At 70.3% G+C, this 14,985-nt stretch carries 13 protein-coding genes; 7 read left to right on the forward strand and 6 right to left on the reverse strand.

What is annotated here, in order from left to right; translation table 11 throughout:
- Positions 1–63 precede the first annotated feature (63 nt).
- From P3G67_RS11930 to P3G67_RS11950, 5 genes are all read left to right on the forward strand, one after another.
- The gene (locus P3G67_RS11930; protein WP_269856442.1) at positions 64–906 is read left to right on the forward strand and encodes a TIM barrel protein; all 843 of its coding nucleotides are present in this window, start codon (positions 64–66) and stop codon (positions 904–906) included.
- Positions 907–936: 30 nt separating this feature from the next.
- A complete protein-coding gene (locus tag P3G67_RS11935) occupies positions 937–1,860 on the forward strand; it encodes a 2-hydroxy-3-oxopropionate reductase (protein ID WP_276093433.1) in 924 nt (307 codons plus the stop codon).
- 5 nt (positions 1,861–1,865) lie between these two features.
- A complete protein-coding gene (gcl, locus tag P3G67_RS11940; protein ID WP_276093434.1) occupies positions 1,866–3,584 on the forward strand; it encodes a glyoxylate carboligase in 1,719 nt (572 codons plus the stop codon).
- A 143-nt stretch (positions 3,585–3,727) separates the two neighbouring features.
- Positions 3,728–5,182, forward strand: coding sequence for a catalase (locus P3G67_RS11945; protein WP_269856445.1), 1,455 nt, complete (start codon positions 3,728–3,730; stop codon positions 5,180–5,182).
- 237 nt (positions 5,183–5,419) lie between these two features.
- Positions 5,420–6,172 (forward strand): hypothetical protein, encoded by a 753-nt coding sequence (locus P3G67_RS11950; RefSeq protein ID WP_276093435.1) that lies wholly within the window; start codon positions 5,420–5,422, stop codon positions 6,170–6,172.
- Positions 6,173–6,263: 91 nt separating this feature from the next.
- On the opposite strand, the gene P3G67_RS11955 is transcribed toward P3G67_RS11950, so the two are convergent.
- The 3 genes from P3G67_RS11955 to P3G67_RS11965 all read right to left on the reverse strand — a co-directional run bounded on the left by P3G67_RS11955 (position 6,264) and on the right by P3G67_RS11965 (position 9,844).
- Positions 6,264–6,605: a hypothetical protein gene (locus P3G67_RS11955; RefSeq protein ID WP_269856447.1), complete on the reverse strand. Its 342-nt coding sequence runs from the start codon at positions 6,603–6,605 to the stop codon at positions 6,264–6,266.
- Between the two features lie 164 nt (positions 6,606–6,769).
- Positions 6,770–8,458 (reverse strand): AMP-binding protein, encoded by a 1,689-nt coding sequence (locus tag P3G67_RS11960; protein WP_276093436.1) that lies wholly within the window; start codon positions 8,456–8,458, stop codon positions 6,770–6,772.
- Positions 8,459–8,491: 33 nt separating this feature from the next.
- Positions 8,492–9,844: a GH1 family beta-glucosidase gene (locus P3G67_RS11965; protein WP_276093437.1), complete on the reverse strand. Its 1,353-nt coding sequence runs from the start codon at positions 9,842–9,844 to the stop codon at positions 8,492–8,494.
- Positions 9,845–9,929: 85 nt separating this feature from the next.
- Here P3G67_RS11965 and P3G67_RS11970 point away from each other — a divergent pair, with 85 nt between their 5' ends.
- Positions 9,930–10,538, forward strand: a complete 609-nt coding sequence (locus P3G67_RS11970; protein ID WP_276093438.1) for a TetR/AcrR family transcriptional regulator — start codon at positions 9,930–9,932, stop codon at positions 10,536–10,538.
- Between the two features lie 27 nt (positions 10,539–10,565).
- Here P3G67_RS11970 and P3G67_RS11975 read toward each other — a convergent pair whose 3' ends face one another.
- From P3G67_RS11975 to P3G67_RS11985, 3 genes are all read right to left on the reverse strand, one after another.
- Complete coding sequence (locus P3G67_RS11975; RefSeq protein ID WP_276093439.1) at positions 10,566–11,351, reverse strand: COG4705 family protein; 786 nt, start codon at positions 11,349–11,351, stop codon at positions 10,566–10,568.
- Between the two features lie 81 nt (positions 11,352–11,432).
- Entirely contained in the window at positions 11,433–13,040 is a 1,608-nt protein-coding gene (locus P3G67_RS11980; protein WP_276093440.1) for an AMP-binding protein, read from the reverse strand.
- Positions 13,041–13,109: 69 nt separating this feature from the next.
- Positions 13,110–13,721 carry a TetR/AcrR family transcriptional regulator gene (locus tag P3G67_RS11985; protein WP_276093441.1) on the reverse strand — a complete coding sequence of 204 codons (612 nt, stop codon included), beginning with the start codon at positions 13,719–13,721 and terminating at the stop codon, positions 13,110–13,112.
- 119 nt (positions 13,722–13,840) lie between these two features.
- On the opposite strand from P3G67_RS11985, the gene P3G67_RS11990 reads away from it, so the two are divergent.
- Positions 13,841–14,962, forward strand: a complete 1,122-nt coding sequence (locus tag P3G67_RS11990; RefSeq protein ID WP_276093442.1) for an FAD-dependent oxidoreductase — start codon at positions 13,841–13,843, stop codon at positions 14,960–14,962.
- The last annotated feature ends 23 nt before the right edge of the window (positions 14,963–14,985 follow it).

Raw genomic sequence — 14,985 nt, forward strand, 5'->3', positions numbered from 1 at the left:
CTTCCGCGATACGAAATAGATCGCAATGGAAGACAGTGCGATTCCGGAAAGGGGCGCATCCCGGTGGGTTTCCCTGACACGCGCTTCGATGTGAACCTGTCGATCCTCTTCACCGAACTCCCGTTGCTGGAGCGCCCCGCGGCCGCGGCGGCGGCCGGGTTCACCGCGGTGGAGCTGTGGTGGCCGTGGGTCGACGCGCCCACTCCCGACCAGGCGCAACTCGACGCCCTGCGGGACGCGTTGCGCACCGCGGGCACCCGGTTGGTCGGCCTGAACTTCTACGCCGGACAGCTTCCCGGCCCGGACCGCGGAGCGCTGTCGATCCCCGGCGCCGAGTCGGACCGCTTCCGCGACAACGTCGACGTGGCCGCCGAGTTCGCGCGGTCGGTCGGCTGCACGGCGCTCAACGCGCTCTACGGCAACCGGATGGACGGCGTCGATCCGGCCGTCCAGGACGAACTCGCCCTGGAGAACCTGGTGTTGGCGGCCCGCGCCGCCGACCGGGTGGGCGCGGTGCTGCTGATCGAGGCGCTCAACGCCCCCGAGTCCCCGCGCTGCCCGATCGTCAGCGCACCGCGGGCGATCGAGGTGGTGGACCGGGTCAACGCCGCCACCGGCCTGGGGAACGCCAGGTTCCTGATGGACCTGTACCACCTGTCGATGAACGGCGAGGACCTGCACGAGGTCATCGACCGCTACACCGACAAGACCGGTCACGTACAGATCGCCGACAACCCGGGCCGAGGCTTCCCCGGCACCGGCGAACTCGACTTCGACGACCTGCTGGGCCGTCTGCGCAAGGCCGGATACGACGGCTGGGTCGGCCTTGAGTACAAGCCGGGCGACGGCCCGAGCGCGGACGCGTTCGAGTGGCTGCCCAGGTCGCGGCGCGCCGCACACCACTGACTTCCCGTAACACCCGAAGGGCACCCCCAAATGACCAACGCACTCGCGGCCTCCGCCCGACCGACCCGCCCGACGATCGGCTGGATCGGGCTGGGCATCATGGGCTCCCCCATGGCCGAGAACCTCATCAAGGCCGGGTACCAGGTGACCGGCTACACGCTGGAGCAGGCCAAGCTGGAACGGCTGGCGGCGAACGGCGGCACCGCCGCCGCCTCGATCGCCGAGGCGGTCCGGGAGGCCGACGTCATCATCACCATGGTCCCGGCCTCCCCGCAGGTGGAGGCGATCGCCTACGGCGAGCACGGGATCCTGGAGAACGCCAGGCCCGGAGCGCTGCTGATCGACATGTCGTCGATCACCCCGCAGACCTCCGTCGACCTGGCCGAGAAGGCCGCCGAGAAGGGCATCCGGGTGCTGGACGCCCCGGTCTCCGGCGGTGAGGCCGGGGCCATCGAGGCGGTGCTGTCCATCATGGTCGGCGGCGAGCAGGCCGACTTCGAGCAGGCCAAGCCCATCTTCGAGGCGCTCGGCAAGACGATCGTGCTGTGCGGTCCGCACGGCGCCGGCCAGACGGTCAAGGCCGCCAACCAGCTCATCGTCGCCGTCAACATCCAGGCGTGCGCCGAGGCGGTGGTCTTCCTGGAGAAGTCGGGAGTGGACCTCGCGGCCGCGCTCGACGTGCTCAACGGCGGCCTGGCGGGCTCGACCGTACTGACCCGCAAGAAGGGCAACTTCCTCAACCGGGACTTCAAGCCGGGCTTCCGGATCGACCTGCACCACAAGGACATGGGCATCGTCACCGACGCCGCCCGCAACGTGGGCGCCGCGCTGCCGGTCGGCGCGGTCGTCGCCCAGCTGATCGCCTCGCTGCGCACCCAGGGCGACGGCGGCCTGGACCACTCCGCGCTGCTGCGCTGCGTGGAGCGGCTGTCCGGCCAGAAGGTGGAGGGCTGACCGCCATGGTTGCCAAGAAGATCCCCGCCATGCAGGCGGCCGTCCAGATCATGAAGGACGAGGGTGTCGACATCGCCTTCGGCTGCCCCGGCGCCGCGATCCTCCCGCTGTACAAGGCGATGGAGGTGGTGGGCGGTATCGACCACCTGACGGTCCGCCACGAAGAGGGCGCGACCCACATGGCGGACGGCTGGGCGCGCACCAACGGCAGGGTCGGGGTGGCGATCGCCACTTCGGGCCCCGGCGCCACCAACCTGATCACCGGTCTGTACACCGCGCAGGCCGACTCGATCCCGATGGTCTGCATCACCGGCCAGGCGGTCTCCCCCAAGCTGCACCAGGAGGCCTTCCAGGCGGTCGACATCGTGGAGATCGCCAAGCCGGTCACCAAGTGGGCGGTGCAGGTCAAGGAGGCGGCGCAGATCCCGTGGATCTTCCGCGAGGCCTTCCGGACCGCCCGTGAGGGCCGTCCCGGGCCGGTGCTGATCGACATCCCGCTGGACAAGGGCCGGCAGGAGATCTGGTACGACGCCGAGATCGACGCACCGCTGCCGGTCACGGCCGTCGCGCCCCACGCGCCGCGCGTCGAGGCCGCGTTGGACCTGCTGCTGGCCGCCGAGCGGCCGCTGATCCTGGCGGGCGGCGGCGTGATCCTGTCCGAAGCGTGCGAAGTGCTAAGGGAGTTGGTGGAGCACCTGCGGGTGCCGTTCCAGGTGACCCTGATGGGCAAGGGTGCCATCGCGGACGACCACGAGCTGAACCTGGGCACCACCGGCATCCAGACCTCGCAGAAGTACGCCAACGCGTCCTTCCTGGAAGCGGACTTCGTGCTCGCTGTCGGCGCCCGGTTCGGCGACCGGCACACCGGCGCGAACATCGACACCTACAAGGGCGACCGCACGTTCGTCCATGTGGACATCGAACCGGGCCAGTTGGGCCGGGTCATCGAACCGGACCTTGGCATCGTCTCGGACGCCCGGCTGTTCCTCGAAGCGCTGCTGGCCACCGCGAAGCGGCGGGCCGCCAAGGCCGACGTGGAGCCGTGGATCGAGCGGTGCCAGGAGCTCAAGCGCACCCTGGTGCGCCGGGAGGACTTCGACACCACCCCGATCAAGGCGCCCCGGGTCTACAAGGAGATCAACGAGATCTTCGACGAGGACACCTACTTCGTCACCGCCATCGGCCTGTACCAGATCTGGGGCGGCCAGCACCAGAAGGCCCACCGCCCGCGGCACTACCAGGTCTGCGGCCAGGCGGGACCGCTGGGCTGGGAGATTCCGGCCGCGATCGGCGTCAAGAAGGCGCTGCTGAGCGAGGGCCGGGACAACGAGGTGGTCGGCATCGTCGGCGACTACGGCTTCCAGTACATGGTCGAGGAACTCGCGGTCGCCGCCCAGTACAACGTGCCGTACGTGCTGATCATGCTCAACAACGAGTACCTGGGCCTGATCCGCCAGGCGTCGATCGGTTACGACATGAACTACCAGGTCGACATCCACTACGACGAGTACGGCTCCGACAACGTCAAGCTCATGGAGGCGTACGGCTGTTCCGGACGCCGGGTCTGGGAGCCCGGTGACATCCGCTCGGCCATCGAGTGGGCCCGCAAGGAGGCCGTCTCGACCTCCCGGCCGGTGCTGGTCGAGATCATGATCGAGCGCGAGGCCAACACCCCGCACGGCCCGAACATCGACTCCGTCAAGGAGTTCGAGCCCGCGCCGTAGTGCGCACAGAGCTCCGTCCGGCGGCGCGCCGACCTGTCCTGTCGCGCCCAAGCGCGCCGCCGGGCGGAACCATTGACATTTTGTTGAAGCCGTTCGTAATGTCCCGGGACACCTGACCCACGGACCCCCATCGGAAGGTCCCCATGCCCAAGCCCACACTCACCACCGAGTCCGGCGCCCCGGTCGCCGACAACCAGAACTCCGCCACCGCGGGCGTCGGCGGACCGCTGCTCCTCCAGGACCAGCACCTGCTGGAGAAGCTCGCCCGCTTCAACCGCGAGCGGATACCGGAGCGAGTCGTACACGCCCGAGGCTCGGGCGCGCACGGCCACTTCGAGGTGACCGACGACGTCACCGGCTTCACCCGGGCCGCGTTCCTGTCCGAGGTCGGCAAGCGCACCGACATCTTCATCCGCTTCTCCACGGTCGCGGGCAACCTCGGCGCCGCGGACGCGGTACGCGACCCGCGCGGTTTCGCCGTGAAGTTCTACACCGAGGAGGGCAACTACGACCTCGTCGGCAACAACACCCCGGTGTTCTTCATCAAGGACCCGGTGAAGTTCCCCGACTTCATCCACTCGCAGAAGCGCGACCCGTTCACCGGCATCCAGGAGCCGGACAACGTGTGGGACTTCTGGGCGCACGCCCCCGAGGCGACGCACCAGGTGACCTGGCTGTTCGGGGACCGCGGCATCCCGGCCTCGTACCGGCACATGAACGGCTACGGCTCGCACACCTACCAGTGGGTCAACGAGGCGGGTGCGGCGTTCTGGGTGAAGTACCACTTCAAGACCAACCAGGGCATCCGCTGCCTGTCCGGCGAGCAGGCCGCCGAATTGGCCGGAAAGGACCCGGACAGCCACCAGCGCGACCTGGTGCAGGCGATCGAACGCGGCGTCAAGCCGTCCTGGACGCTCTACGTGCAGATCATGCCGGTGGCCGAGGCGGCCGACTACCGCTTCAACCCGTTCGACCTGACCAAGGTCTGGCCGCACGCCGACTACCCACTGCACCGCGTCGGCCGCCTGGTGCTGGACCGCAACCCGGACAACGTTTTCGCCGAGGTCGAGCAGTCGGCGTTCTCCCCGAACAACTTCGTGCCCGGCATCGGCCCGTCCCCGGACAAGATGCTCCAGGGACGGCTGTTCGCCTACGCCGACGCGCACCGCTACCGACTGGGCGTCAACCACACCCAACTGCCCGTCAACGCACCGAGGAACCCGGCGCTCAACTACGGCCGGGACGGCTTCATGGCGACCAACCCGCAGGGGCGGCGGGCCAAGAACTACGAGCCCAACTCCTATGACGGCCCGGTGCAGACCGACCAGCCGCTGGCCGCCGCCCTCGCCGTGTCCGGCCACACCGGTACGCACCCGGCACCCGAGCACACCAAGGACGACCACTTCTTCCAGGCCGGCGAGCTGTACCGGCTGATGTCGCCGGAGGAGCGGTCCCGGCTGGTGGCCAACATCGCCGGAAGCCTCTCCCAGGTCAGCCGGGACGATGTGATCGAGGCCAACCTCGCCCACTTCCACGCCGCCGACCCGGAGTACGGCAAGCGGGTCGAGGCCGCCGTGCGCGAACTGCGCGAAGGCTGATCCCCGAGGGGGACCAGATAGAGGGGGGCACCAACTCGCCCGCGCCGTCGGCCTCTTCTGAGGGGTGGAGGACCGGCGGTGCGGGCGTACCGCTCCGCCCCCGACCAGAAGCCGCCCTGGCGGCCGGCGTCTGTGCGGGCGTCAGCCGCCGGGGCCGCCTGCCGGGACCGCGAGCGCGGCCCCGGATATGGTGGTAACACGACCGCCCTCCGGATCGGATCCGCCTGGAGCTCCGCAATGGCCGAAAGCGTGCCCGTCCGCTGCCCCGCCTGCCGCCGTGAACACGGGTTCACCCCGCCGACCTACCCGTGTCCGTGCGGCGCCCCGGTGAACATCGCCGTGCTGCGCGGCGGCGTGCCCACCCTGGTGCTGCACCGGACCTGGAAGGACTCCTGGGTGACGCTGCGCTGCCCGTCGTGCGGGCGGGACGACGACTGGCCGCAGCCCGAACTCGGGTGCTCCTGCGGCGCCGTGATCCGGCTCCCGATCGACCGGGGCCCGTCCGACCTGGCGTCCGGCGAGTCGCAGCCGGCCGCCCTCCAGCACACCGGCACCTCCGGCGCCGCGCACACCGGCGTACCGCAGCCGGTGCGGCGGCCTCCGTTCCGCCCGGTGACCATCCGCACCGGCGGTGACGCGGTCACCGCCGCGTCGCAGTACCTGAAGTGGCTTGGCTTCGCCGATGTGGCCGTGGCCGCCGACCGTTCGGCGACCGGGATCGACCTGCGCGGCGACGGTGTGGTGGCGCAGATCGATCCGGCCACCCGGCCGACTCCGCTGCGGGACGTCGAGACGCTCTGGCTCAACTCGCTGAACGAGGACCGCGCCGGGGCGTTCTTCTCGTTGGCCGGTTACGCGCACGACGCCCGGCTGCGCGCCGACCAGCTCGGGGTTCCGCTGTTCGTGATGGACCTGACCGGCACCCCGCAACCGGTCAACGACGCCGCCGACCACCTGATCCGCACCGCGCCCGGCGGCAGACCGGCGTGAGCGGACCGGCCCGAGCGGGCCGGTACAAGCGGACCGGCCTGGCACGGTGGGCCGCTCCCCACCGTGCCAGGCCGGTGTCTGTCCGCGCCGGTCAGTCACCGGTGTTGGTGGCCCAGATCGGCGATCCCGCCTTGTCGTAGACGACCGCGTTGCCGTCGTCCTGCACGGCCAGGTACGCACCGTCGTTGCCGTCGGTGTTGGACGCCCACACCGGGCGCTCGCTCTCGTCGTACAGCACGACGTTGCCGTCGCCCTGCACCTTCAGGATGTTCCCGTGCGACCAGGCGTTCTCCGCCTGCCACGCGGGCTTGTTGTCCTTGTAGAGCACCAGGTTGCGGTCCTCCTGTAGCCGCAGCAGGGTCCGGCCGTTGCCCGAGGTCAGCGCTTCGTTCAGGGTGATCTGCGTGCCCGCGTGGAAGATGGCGTCGCTCATCGTCTCCCCCTTCGACTCGGCTTGCCCGATGGCCCGTGTGGGCCGCGGTGGAAACGTACGCGGGCCGAACGCGCCACCGACAGACAGGAATCCGTCACCTCACCATGAACAGGTGCCAACGGCGCACTTCGGGCGCGGTGTTGGCCCGTGCGCGCCGGGGGCGCTCAGCGCAGGTCCTGTTCACGGAACTCGCGGTCCGACACCACCCCGCCCGCCGCCCGTTCGCGCAGCTCGATCCGGCGGATCTTGCCGGAAACGGTCTTCGGCAGCTCGGCGAACTCCAGCACCCGGATCCGCTTGTACGGCGCCAGCACCGCCCGCGAGTGGGCGAAGACGGCCTTCGCCGTCGCCGCGTCCGGCGCCCAGCCCTCGGCCAGCACCACATACGCCTTCGGCACGGCGAGCCGCACCGGGTCCGGTGACGGCACGACGGCGGCCTCGGCCACCGCCTCGTGCTCCAGCAGCGCACTCTCCAGCTCGAACGGGCTGATCTTGTAGTCGGACGCCTTGAACACGTCGTCGGCGCGCCCGATGTAGGTGATGTAGCCGTCGGCGTCCCGGGATCCGATGTCACCGGTGCGGTAGTAGCCTCCCTCGGTGGCCGCCGCGGTGCGCTCCTCGTCGCCCGCGTAGCCGGTCATCAGGCCGACCGGCCGCCGGGTCGACAGGTCCAGGCAGATCTCGCCCTCCTCGCCCGGCTCGCCGCTGACCGGATCGACCAGCGCCACCGCGTAGCCGGGTACCGGGCGGCCCATCGAGCCCGGCTTGAGCGGCTGACCGGGGGTGTTGCCGATCTGCAGGGTGGTCTCGGTCTGCCCGAAGCCGTCCCGGACCGTCACTCCCCATACCCGCCTCACATGCTCGATCACCTCGGGGTTGAGCGGCTCACCGGCGGCCACCACCTCCCGTGGCGGCGTGCCCAACTGCCGCAGGTCGGCCTGGATCAGCATCCGCCACACGGTGGGCGGGGCGCAGAAGCCGGTCACCCCCGCGCGGTCCATCTCGGCCATCAGCCGGGCCGGGTCGAAGCGGGTGTAGTTGTGCACGAACACCGTCGCCTCGGCGTTCCACGGCGCGAACAGGCTGCTCCAGGCGTGCTTGGCCCAGCCCGGCGAGGAGATGTTCAGATGCACGTCGCCCGGCCGCAGTCCGATCCAGTACATCGTCGTCAGGTGACCCACGGGATAGGACACATGGCTGTGCTCGACCAGCTTGGGCAGTGCGGTGGTGCCCGAGGTGAAGTAGAGCATCAGGGTGTCGTCGGCACTGGTCGGCCCGTCCGGCCGGAACGCGCGGTCGGCGCCGTACGCGTCCTCGTAGGCGAGCCACCCGGCGGGCGCGCCGCCGACCGCGATACGGGTGTAGTCGCCGGGCACACCGTCGAACTTCCCGGTGTCCGCGGCGCGTACCAGCACATGGCGGGCGGCGCCGCGCACGACGCGGTCGGTGAGGTCGGCCGGGCCGAGCAGCGGGGTGGCCGGGATGACGACCGCGCGCAGCTTCATCGCGGCCAGCACGGTCTCCCACAACTCGGTCTGGTTGCCGAGCATCACCACGATCCGGTCACCGGCCCGGACGCCCACCGACCGCAGCCAGTTGGCGACCTGGTTGGAGCGTTCGGCCAACTCCCTGAACGTGTGGCGTACTTCGCCGCCGTCCTCCTCCACGATCCACAGCGCGGTGCGCTCGCCCGTCTCCCCTTCGGCCAGCCGGTCGAACCAGTCGAGCGCCCAGTTGAAGTGCTCCGCCTTGGGCCAGCGGAAGCCGTCGTAGGCCGCGCGGTAGTCGTCCCTGTGCCGCAGCAGGAAGTCCCGGGCCGCCCGGAACTCCTCCGTCGCCGCGCTGTCCGCCATGTGTTCCCTCCCTGGGATCGGTGCCGGTCCGGATCACATGGTGGCACCAGGCGCGCCCGGCCGCGTCCCGCGGTGTGCGGCGATCAGCTCCCGGTACCAGCGGTAGGAGGTCCTCGGGGTGCGGGTCTGGGTGGTGTGGTCGACGTGGACCAGACCGAAGCGCTGGGTGTAGCCCTCGGCCCACTCGAAGTTGTCGATCAGCGTCCACACGAAGTAGCCGCGTACGTCGATGCCCTCGGCGACCGCGTCGGCCACGGCGCGGATGTGCCCGTCGAGGAAGTCGACGCGCTCGGTGTCGTCGAGGGCGGGGTACGAGCAGCCGTTCTCGGTGATGGTGATGGGGACCAGCGCCTGGCCGTAGCGACGGCCCAGTCGTAGCAGCAGTTCGCGCAGGCCGTCGGGGACGACCGGCCACCCGAAGGCGGTGCGCGGCACACCCTCGATCGGGACCAGGTCGAAGGGCAGGCCGCCGGCGTCGGCCGGGGCGCTGACGTGGGTGGGGTTGTAGTAGTTGACGCCCAGGCCGTCGACGCTTTGGTGGATCAGCGCGAGGTCGCCGTCGAGCACCGCGCCGCCGAGTTCCTCGTCCACGGCGTAGCCGGACAGATCGGGGTATCGCCCGGTCAGCAGCGGGTCGTTGAAGAGGTGGTTGTGCAGGGTGTCGTACGCCTCGGCGGCGGCCAGGTCGGCGGGGGTACCGCTCGCCGGGTGCACCGGGGTGCAGTTGTTGGCGATCAGCACCCGGGCGCCGCGCTCCCGCAGGACGCGGGCGGCCAGCGCGTGGCCGAGCAGTTGGTGGTGTGCGGTGGGCAGGGCGTCGAGCAGCAGCGTACGGCCGGGGGCGTGCCGGCCCAGCGCGTAGCCGAACACCGTGTGCACGAACGGCTCGTTGAGCGTGATCCACTCGGGCACCCGGTCGCCGAGCCGGTCGGCGGTGTGTGCCGCGTACTCGGCGAAGCGGTACGCGGTGTCCCGGGTCAGCCAGCCGCCGCCGTCCTCCAGGGCTTGTGGCAGGTCCCAGTGGAACAGTGTGGGCAGCGGGGTGATGCCGTGGGAGAGGAGTTCGTCGGTGAGCCGGTCGTAGAACGCCAGCCCGGACTCGTTGACCGGTCCGCGCCCGGTGGGCTGGACGCGCGGCCAGGCGATGGAGAACCGGTAGGCGTCCACCCCGAGTTCCCGCATCAGCGCGATGTCCTCGGGCCAGCGGTGGTAGTGGTCGCAGGCGGTACGGGCGTGGTGCGCGTTTCTGATGGCTCCCGGCCGGGCGGTGAACGCGTCCCAGACGCTGGGGCCTCGGCCGTCCTCCTCGGTGGCGCCCTCGATCTGGTAGGCGGCGGTGGACACGCCCCAGCGGAACGTCGGCGGCAGTGCGGGGATGTGCGGCATGGACGCGGCCCCTTCCACGCGAACATGAGGACGGCTCATGATAGTTACTCGCCGCTGGAAGAACAGATCCTGCACAGTGGTTGGTATGAAGTCCGCCCCGCTCCGCCGCCGTCCCGTGCAACAGCGCAGCCTGGAACGGTTCGAGCGGATCCTCGACGCCGGCGCGGAGCTGCTGGACGAGGCCGGGTACGGCGGGCTCACCACCCGTGAGGTGGCGCGGCGCGCCGAGGTGCCGATCGGCACGCTCTACCAGTTCTTCGCCGGCAAGGACGGGCTGGTGGCGGCGCTGGCCGCGCGCAATCTGGAGCGGTACCTGGACCGGCTGGCGCGGCGCGTGGAGGCGCAACCGCCTTCGGGTACCGGGGAGTTGGTCGACCTGGCCGTCGATGAGTTCGTCGCCATGAAGCGGACGGTTCCCGGGTTCGCGGTGGTGGACTTCGGGCTGACCGGGCGGCCCGGCACGGATGCGGAGCAGCACGTGCTGGACGACGTGCTGGACAACAACGCCGCGGTGGCGGAGCGGTTGCGGGCCGCCTGCTCGCTGGAGGACGTGGGTTCGGCACTCGCCCTGCGGGTGGCGGTGGAGTGCGCGGACGCGGTGCTGCAACTCGCCTTCCGGGCGGACCCGGAAGGCGATCCGTCGCTCATCGCCGAGTGCAAGCGGGTGGTGCGGCTCTACCTGGGGGCGGTGTAGTCCCCTTCGAGGGGATGCCCCGCACCTTCAGGCGCGGGAGACGTCCTTGCGGCTGACCGCCATGTAGGCGACGAACAGCCCGATGACCACCGCCAGCCCCAGACTCACCGGCCCCGTGCCCAGGTTGAGGCCACCGCGTCTGGTGGGGACGCCCATCCAGTCGGCGAACGAGGCGCCCAGCGGGCGGGTCACGATGTAGGCGAACCAGAAGGCGAAGATCTCGTTGAGCCCCAGCTTCCAGTAGGCCAGCGCCGGGATGGCGATCAGTACCGCGAACATCACGCCCGAGGAGAAGTAGCCCAGCTTCATGGTGACCGCGGTCATGTCGCCCGCGGCGGTGCCCAGCGCGAACGTCGCCATGACCGTGGCCCAGTAGAAGAGCTCGCGGCGGCGGGTGTGGATGCTGTGGATGGACAGCGTCTTCTCGCTGGCGTACCAGGCGGCGAAGATCCCGGCCAGCACCAGCACGTAGAACGCGGTGGACGCGAAGTACGGGATGCCCAGTCCGACGTGCAGCACATCGGCAGCCATGGTGCCGAACACGCTGACCATGGTGACGGCCAGCCAGTAGACCCAGGAGACATAGCGGCGCGCGGAGAACTGCAGGGCGAGCGCGGCCACCAGGGCCAGGCCCGCGATGCCGACCGCGACCATCGGGTTGAGCACCCGGGCCAGGTAGTCCGAGGTGGTCTCGCCCATGCCGGTGGTCAGCACCTTGATGATCCAGAAGTAGGCGGTCACTTCCGGAACCTTGCTCATCGCGTGCCGCACTGGGGCCGCGGGCCGGTCCAGCCGGAGCTGCTCTGTCGTCATGGCGGCACAGAATGGCACACGAACCCATGAGTTCCCTCTGAACGTCCTCATCCACAGGGCGCTACCGGCATACCACGCGTATCACCCCGCGAAGTTCGCCCGCAGTTCGACCTTGCGCACCTTGCCGCTCACCGTCATCGGGAAGCTGTCCACGATCCGCAGATGGCGCGGAACCTTGAAGTGCGCCAGGCGCCCCCGGCAGAAGGCGGCGATCTCCTCCAGGGTGGGCTCGTCGGCCGCGTCGCGCGGGATGACACAGGCGAGGATCTCCTCGCCGTACCGCTCGTCGGGAACACCGACCACCTGGACGTCGGCGATCTTGGGATGGGTGTAGAGGAACTCCTCGATCTCCCGCGGATAGACGTTCTCACCACCACGGATGATCATGTCCTTGATCCGGCCGACGATCGTGACGTAGCCGTCCTCGCGCATCACCGCCAGGTCCCCGGTGTGCATCCAGCGGGCGGAGTCGATCACCTCGGCGGTGCGCTGCGGCTCCTGCCAGTAGCCGAGCATCACCGAGTAGCCGCGGGTGCACAGCTCGCCCGCCTCGCCGCGCGGTACGGTCCGCCCGGTCACCGGGTCGATGACCTTGACCTCCAGGTGCGGCAGCACCCGGCCGACCGTCCCGGTTCGGCGCTCCAGGTCGTCGTCGGCGCGGGTCTGGGTGGAGACCGGCGAGGTCTCCGTCATCCCGTAGCAGATGGCCACCTGCGCCATGTGCATCTCGGCGACCACCCGTTTCATCACCTCCACCGGGCACGGCGATCCGGCCATGATCCCGGTGCGCAGCGACGACAGGTCGTACGAGGCGAACTCCGGCAGGTTCAGCTCCGCGATGAACATCGTCGGCACCCCGTACAGGGAGGTGCAGCGCTCCGCGGCCACCGCGCGCAGCGTGGCCGAGGGGTCGAACGTCGGTGCCGGGATGACCATGCAGGCGCCGTGGCTGGTGGCGGCCAGGTTGCCCATCACCATGCCGAAGCAGTGGTAGAAGGGCACCGGCAGGCAGATCCGGTCCGCTTCGGTGTAGCCGACCAACTCACCCACGAAGTAGCCGTTGTTGAGGATGTTGTGGTGGGAGAGCGTGGCGCCCTTGGGGAAGCCCGTGGTGCCCGAGGTGTACTGGATGTTGACCGGGTCGTCGCAGCTCAGCCCCGCCTGGGCGGCGGCTGGCTGGTCGGCCGGTACCGTCTCGGCGGCGGCGGTCAGTTCGTCCCAGCTCGGATCGCCGATGTGGACCACGTCCCGGAGCGCCGGGCAGTCACGCCGGGTCTGTTCGACCATCTTCCGGTAGTCACTGGTCTTGTAGGCGGTCGAGGCGACCAGCAGCCGCACCCCGGACTGGTTCAGGGCGTACGCCAACTCATGGGCGCGGTAGGCGGGGTTGACGTTCACCATGATCGCGCCGATCCGCGCGGTGGCGTACTGGACCAGTACCCACTCCGGGCAGTTGACCGCCCAGATGCCGACCCGGTCGCCCTTGCCGACCCCCTTCGCCAGCAGACCGCGCGCCACCGTGTCGACCGCGCGTCCGAACTCCCGGTAGGTCCAACGCCGTCCGCTCGCCATGTCGACCAGCGCCTCGCGGTCCGGGAAGGCGGCGACCGCGCGGTCCAGACTGGCGCCGATCGTGTCACCGAGCAGCGGGGTCGTTCCGGTGCCGCTGCTGTACGAGAGTGTGGTCATCCGTCGCCCTCCCTTGAGCCCGGCCGTTCGCCGGACGCCACGGAGCCCATTACCCCACCGCTGGCGGCGCTATCCGCCGAGCCCCAGCGTCTCCCGGATCGCGGGGGCGAGGGTCTCCACGATCTCGTCCTGGGTCAGCTCGGTGACGGCTGGCAGGCGCAGCAGATGGCGGGTCAGAGCCAGGCCCAGGAGTTGGGAGGCGACCAGTCCGGCCCGGCGGCTGGCCGCCTCAGGGCCGATGACGGCGGCCAGCGCTGGGGCGACCTGCTCGGAGAACAGCCTGCGGGTGCGTTGCGCCGCACGGTCGTTGGTGACCGCGGAGCGCAGCACCATCAGCAGGGCGTCGTCGCTGGGATCGCTCTCCCAGCGGTCGAGGAAGTGCCGCACCAGCGTGGCCGGCACCTCGCCGGGAGCCATGGCGGTCAGGTCGGGGAGCCGCAGGTCGACGGTGAGCGCGGCGTCGAAGAGTTGCTCCTTGGTGCCGAAGTAGCGGATCACCATCGACGGGTCGATCTCCGCGTCTGCGGCGACCGCGCGGATGGTGGTGCGCTCGTAGCCCTGCGCGGCGAAGCGCTGGCGCGCGGCGCGCAGGATCGCGGCGCGGGTGCGATCGGAGCGCTTCTCGGTGTTGGGTTCCGCGGTGGCGGGTTCCGCGGTGGCCGGTTCACGGGGGTCGGACATGCCGCCCAAGGTATGCCAACAACTGTAGGCCCACAAGCGTTGACATGACTCATCGATCAGCGCACGATGTCAACAGACGTTGGCCAACAATCGTTGGCACACTGCTGAAGGGGGTTCCCATGAACGCCGCAGCACTCCCCGCCCGTACCGAGGTCGCCATCGTCGGCGCCGGGCCGACCGGGCTCACCCTCGCCGTCACCCTGGCCCGCGCCGGGATCGACTTCGTCCTGCTCGACCGGCAGGAGCAGGCCGCGCACACCTCGCGCGCCGGTGTCGTACACGCCCGCACCCTGGAGGTGCTGGACGAACTGGGCACCGCCCCGGAACTGCTCGCCCGTGGCCGCCGGGCCGACCAGATCACCGTGCGCGACGGCGCACGGCAGGTGCTGCGCGTGCCGTTCGGCGGTCTGCCCACCCGCTTCCCGTTCGCCCTGGTGGTCCCGCAGTACGAGACGGAGGACGTGCTCGCCTCCCGGCTGCGGCAGCTCGGCGGTACGGTCCACCGGCCGTACGAGGTCACCGCCGTCGCCCAGGACGCCGAGGGTGCCACGCTGACCATGGCGTCCGGCGAGACCCTGCGCGCGGCCTACGTGGTAGGCGCTGACGGCATGCACAGCGTGGTGCGCGAGGCGGCCGGTATCGGTTTCGAGGGCGGCTCGTACCGCGAGTCGTTCGTGCTGGCCGACGTCACCTTGGAGCAGGACCGGCCGGACGAGGGGCTGGCACTGCGGTTCGGTGCGGCTGGAGTCTTCTTCGTCGCACCGTTCCCCGGCGGGCACTACCGGGTGATCGCCACCGTTGACGACGCGCCCGACAAGCCGGAACTGGGCTACGTCCAGGGCCTGTTGGACACACACGACCCGTACCGGGGGAAGATCAGGGAGCTGATCTGGTCCTCGCGGTTCCGCATCCATCACCGGGTCGCCGAACGCTTCCGCGCCGGTCGGGTGCTGGTCGCGGGAGACGCCGCGCATGTGCACAGCCCGGCGGGCGGTCAGGGCATGAACATCGGCATCCAGGACGGGTACGCGCTCGGGCAGGCGCTCGCCGAGGGGCGGCTGGAGACGTACGAGCAGCGGCGCCGTCCGGTGGCCCGGCGGGTGGTGGCGTTCACCGACCGGATGACGCGGATCGTGACGGGTCCGTGGGTGGTGCGCCACACACTGCTGCCCTTGGTGAGCCGGGTTCCGGCCCTTCGGCAGCGCCTGGCCATGGAGCTGGCGGAACTGAACTACCGCTGAAGCCGTCCTTTTGGGCTGAAACC

Source organism: Streptomyces silvisoli, from assembly GCF_029269905.1.
GTDB classification, from domain to species: Bacteria; Actinomycetota; Actinomycetes; order Streptomycetales; family Streptomycetaceae; genus Streptantibioticus_A; species Streptantibioticus_A silvisoli_A.

Bases quoted from the DNA above. Each gene is read 5' to 3' on its own strand.
- P3G67_RS11970 (WP_276093438.1), top strand. From the start codon at position 9,930: ATGAAGTCCGCCCCGCTCCGCCGCCGTCCCGTGCAACAGCGCAGCCTG.
- P3G67_RS11985 (WP_276093441.1), bottom strand. From the start codon at position 13,721: ATGTCCGACCCCCGTGAACCGGCCACCGCGGAACCCGCCACCGCGGAA.
- P3G67_RS11990 (WP_276093442.1), top strand. From the start codon at position 13,841: ATGAACGCCGCAGCACTCCCCGCCCGTACCGAGGTCGCCATCGTCGGC.
- P3G67_RS11975 (WP_276093439.1), bottom strand. From the start codon at position 11,351: ATGACGACAGAGCAGCTCCGGCTGGACCGGCCCGCGGCCCCAGTGCGG.
- P3G67_RS11950 (WP_276093435.1), top strand. From the start codon at position 5,420: ATGGCCGAAAGCGTGCCCGTCCGCTGCCCCGCCTGCCGCCGTGAACAC.
- P3G67_RS11945 (WP_269856445.1), top strand. From the start codon at position 3,728: ATGCCCAAGCCCACACTCACCACCGAGTCCGGCGCCCCGGTCGCCGAC.
- P3G67_RS11965 (WP_276093437.1), bottom strand. From the start codon at position 9,844: ATGCCGCACATCCCCGCACTGCCGCCGACGTTCCGCTGGGGCGTGTCC.
- P3G67_RS11935 (WP_276093433.1), top strand. From the start codon at position 937: ATGACCAACGCACTCGCGGCCTCCGCCCGACCGACCCGCCCGACGATC.
- P3G67_RS11980 (WP_276093440.1), bottom strand. From the start codon at position 13,040: ATGACCACACTCTCGTACAGCAGCGGCACCGGAACGACCCCGCTGCTC.
- P3G67_RS11960 (WP_276093436.1), bottom strand. From the start codon at position 8,458: ATGGCGGACAGCGCGGCGACGGAGGAGTTCCGGGCGGCCCGGGACTTC.
- gcl (WP_276093434.1), top strand. From the start codon at position 1,866: ATGGTTGCCAAGAAGATCCCCGCCATGCAGGCGGCCGTCCAGATCATG.
- P3G67_RS11955 (WP_269856447.1), bottom strand. From the start codon at position 6,605: ATGAGCGACGCCATCTTCCACGCGGGCACGCAGATCACCCTGAACGAA.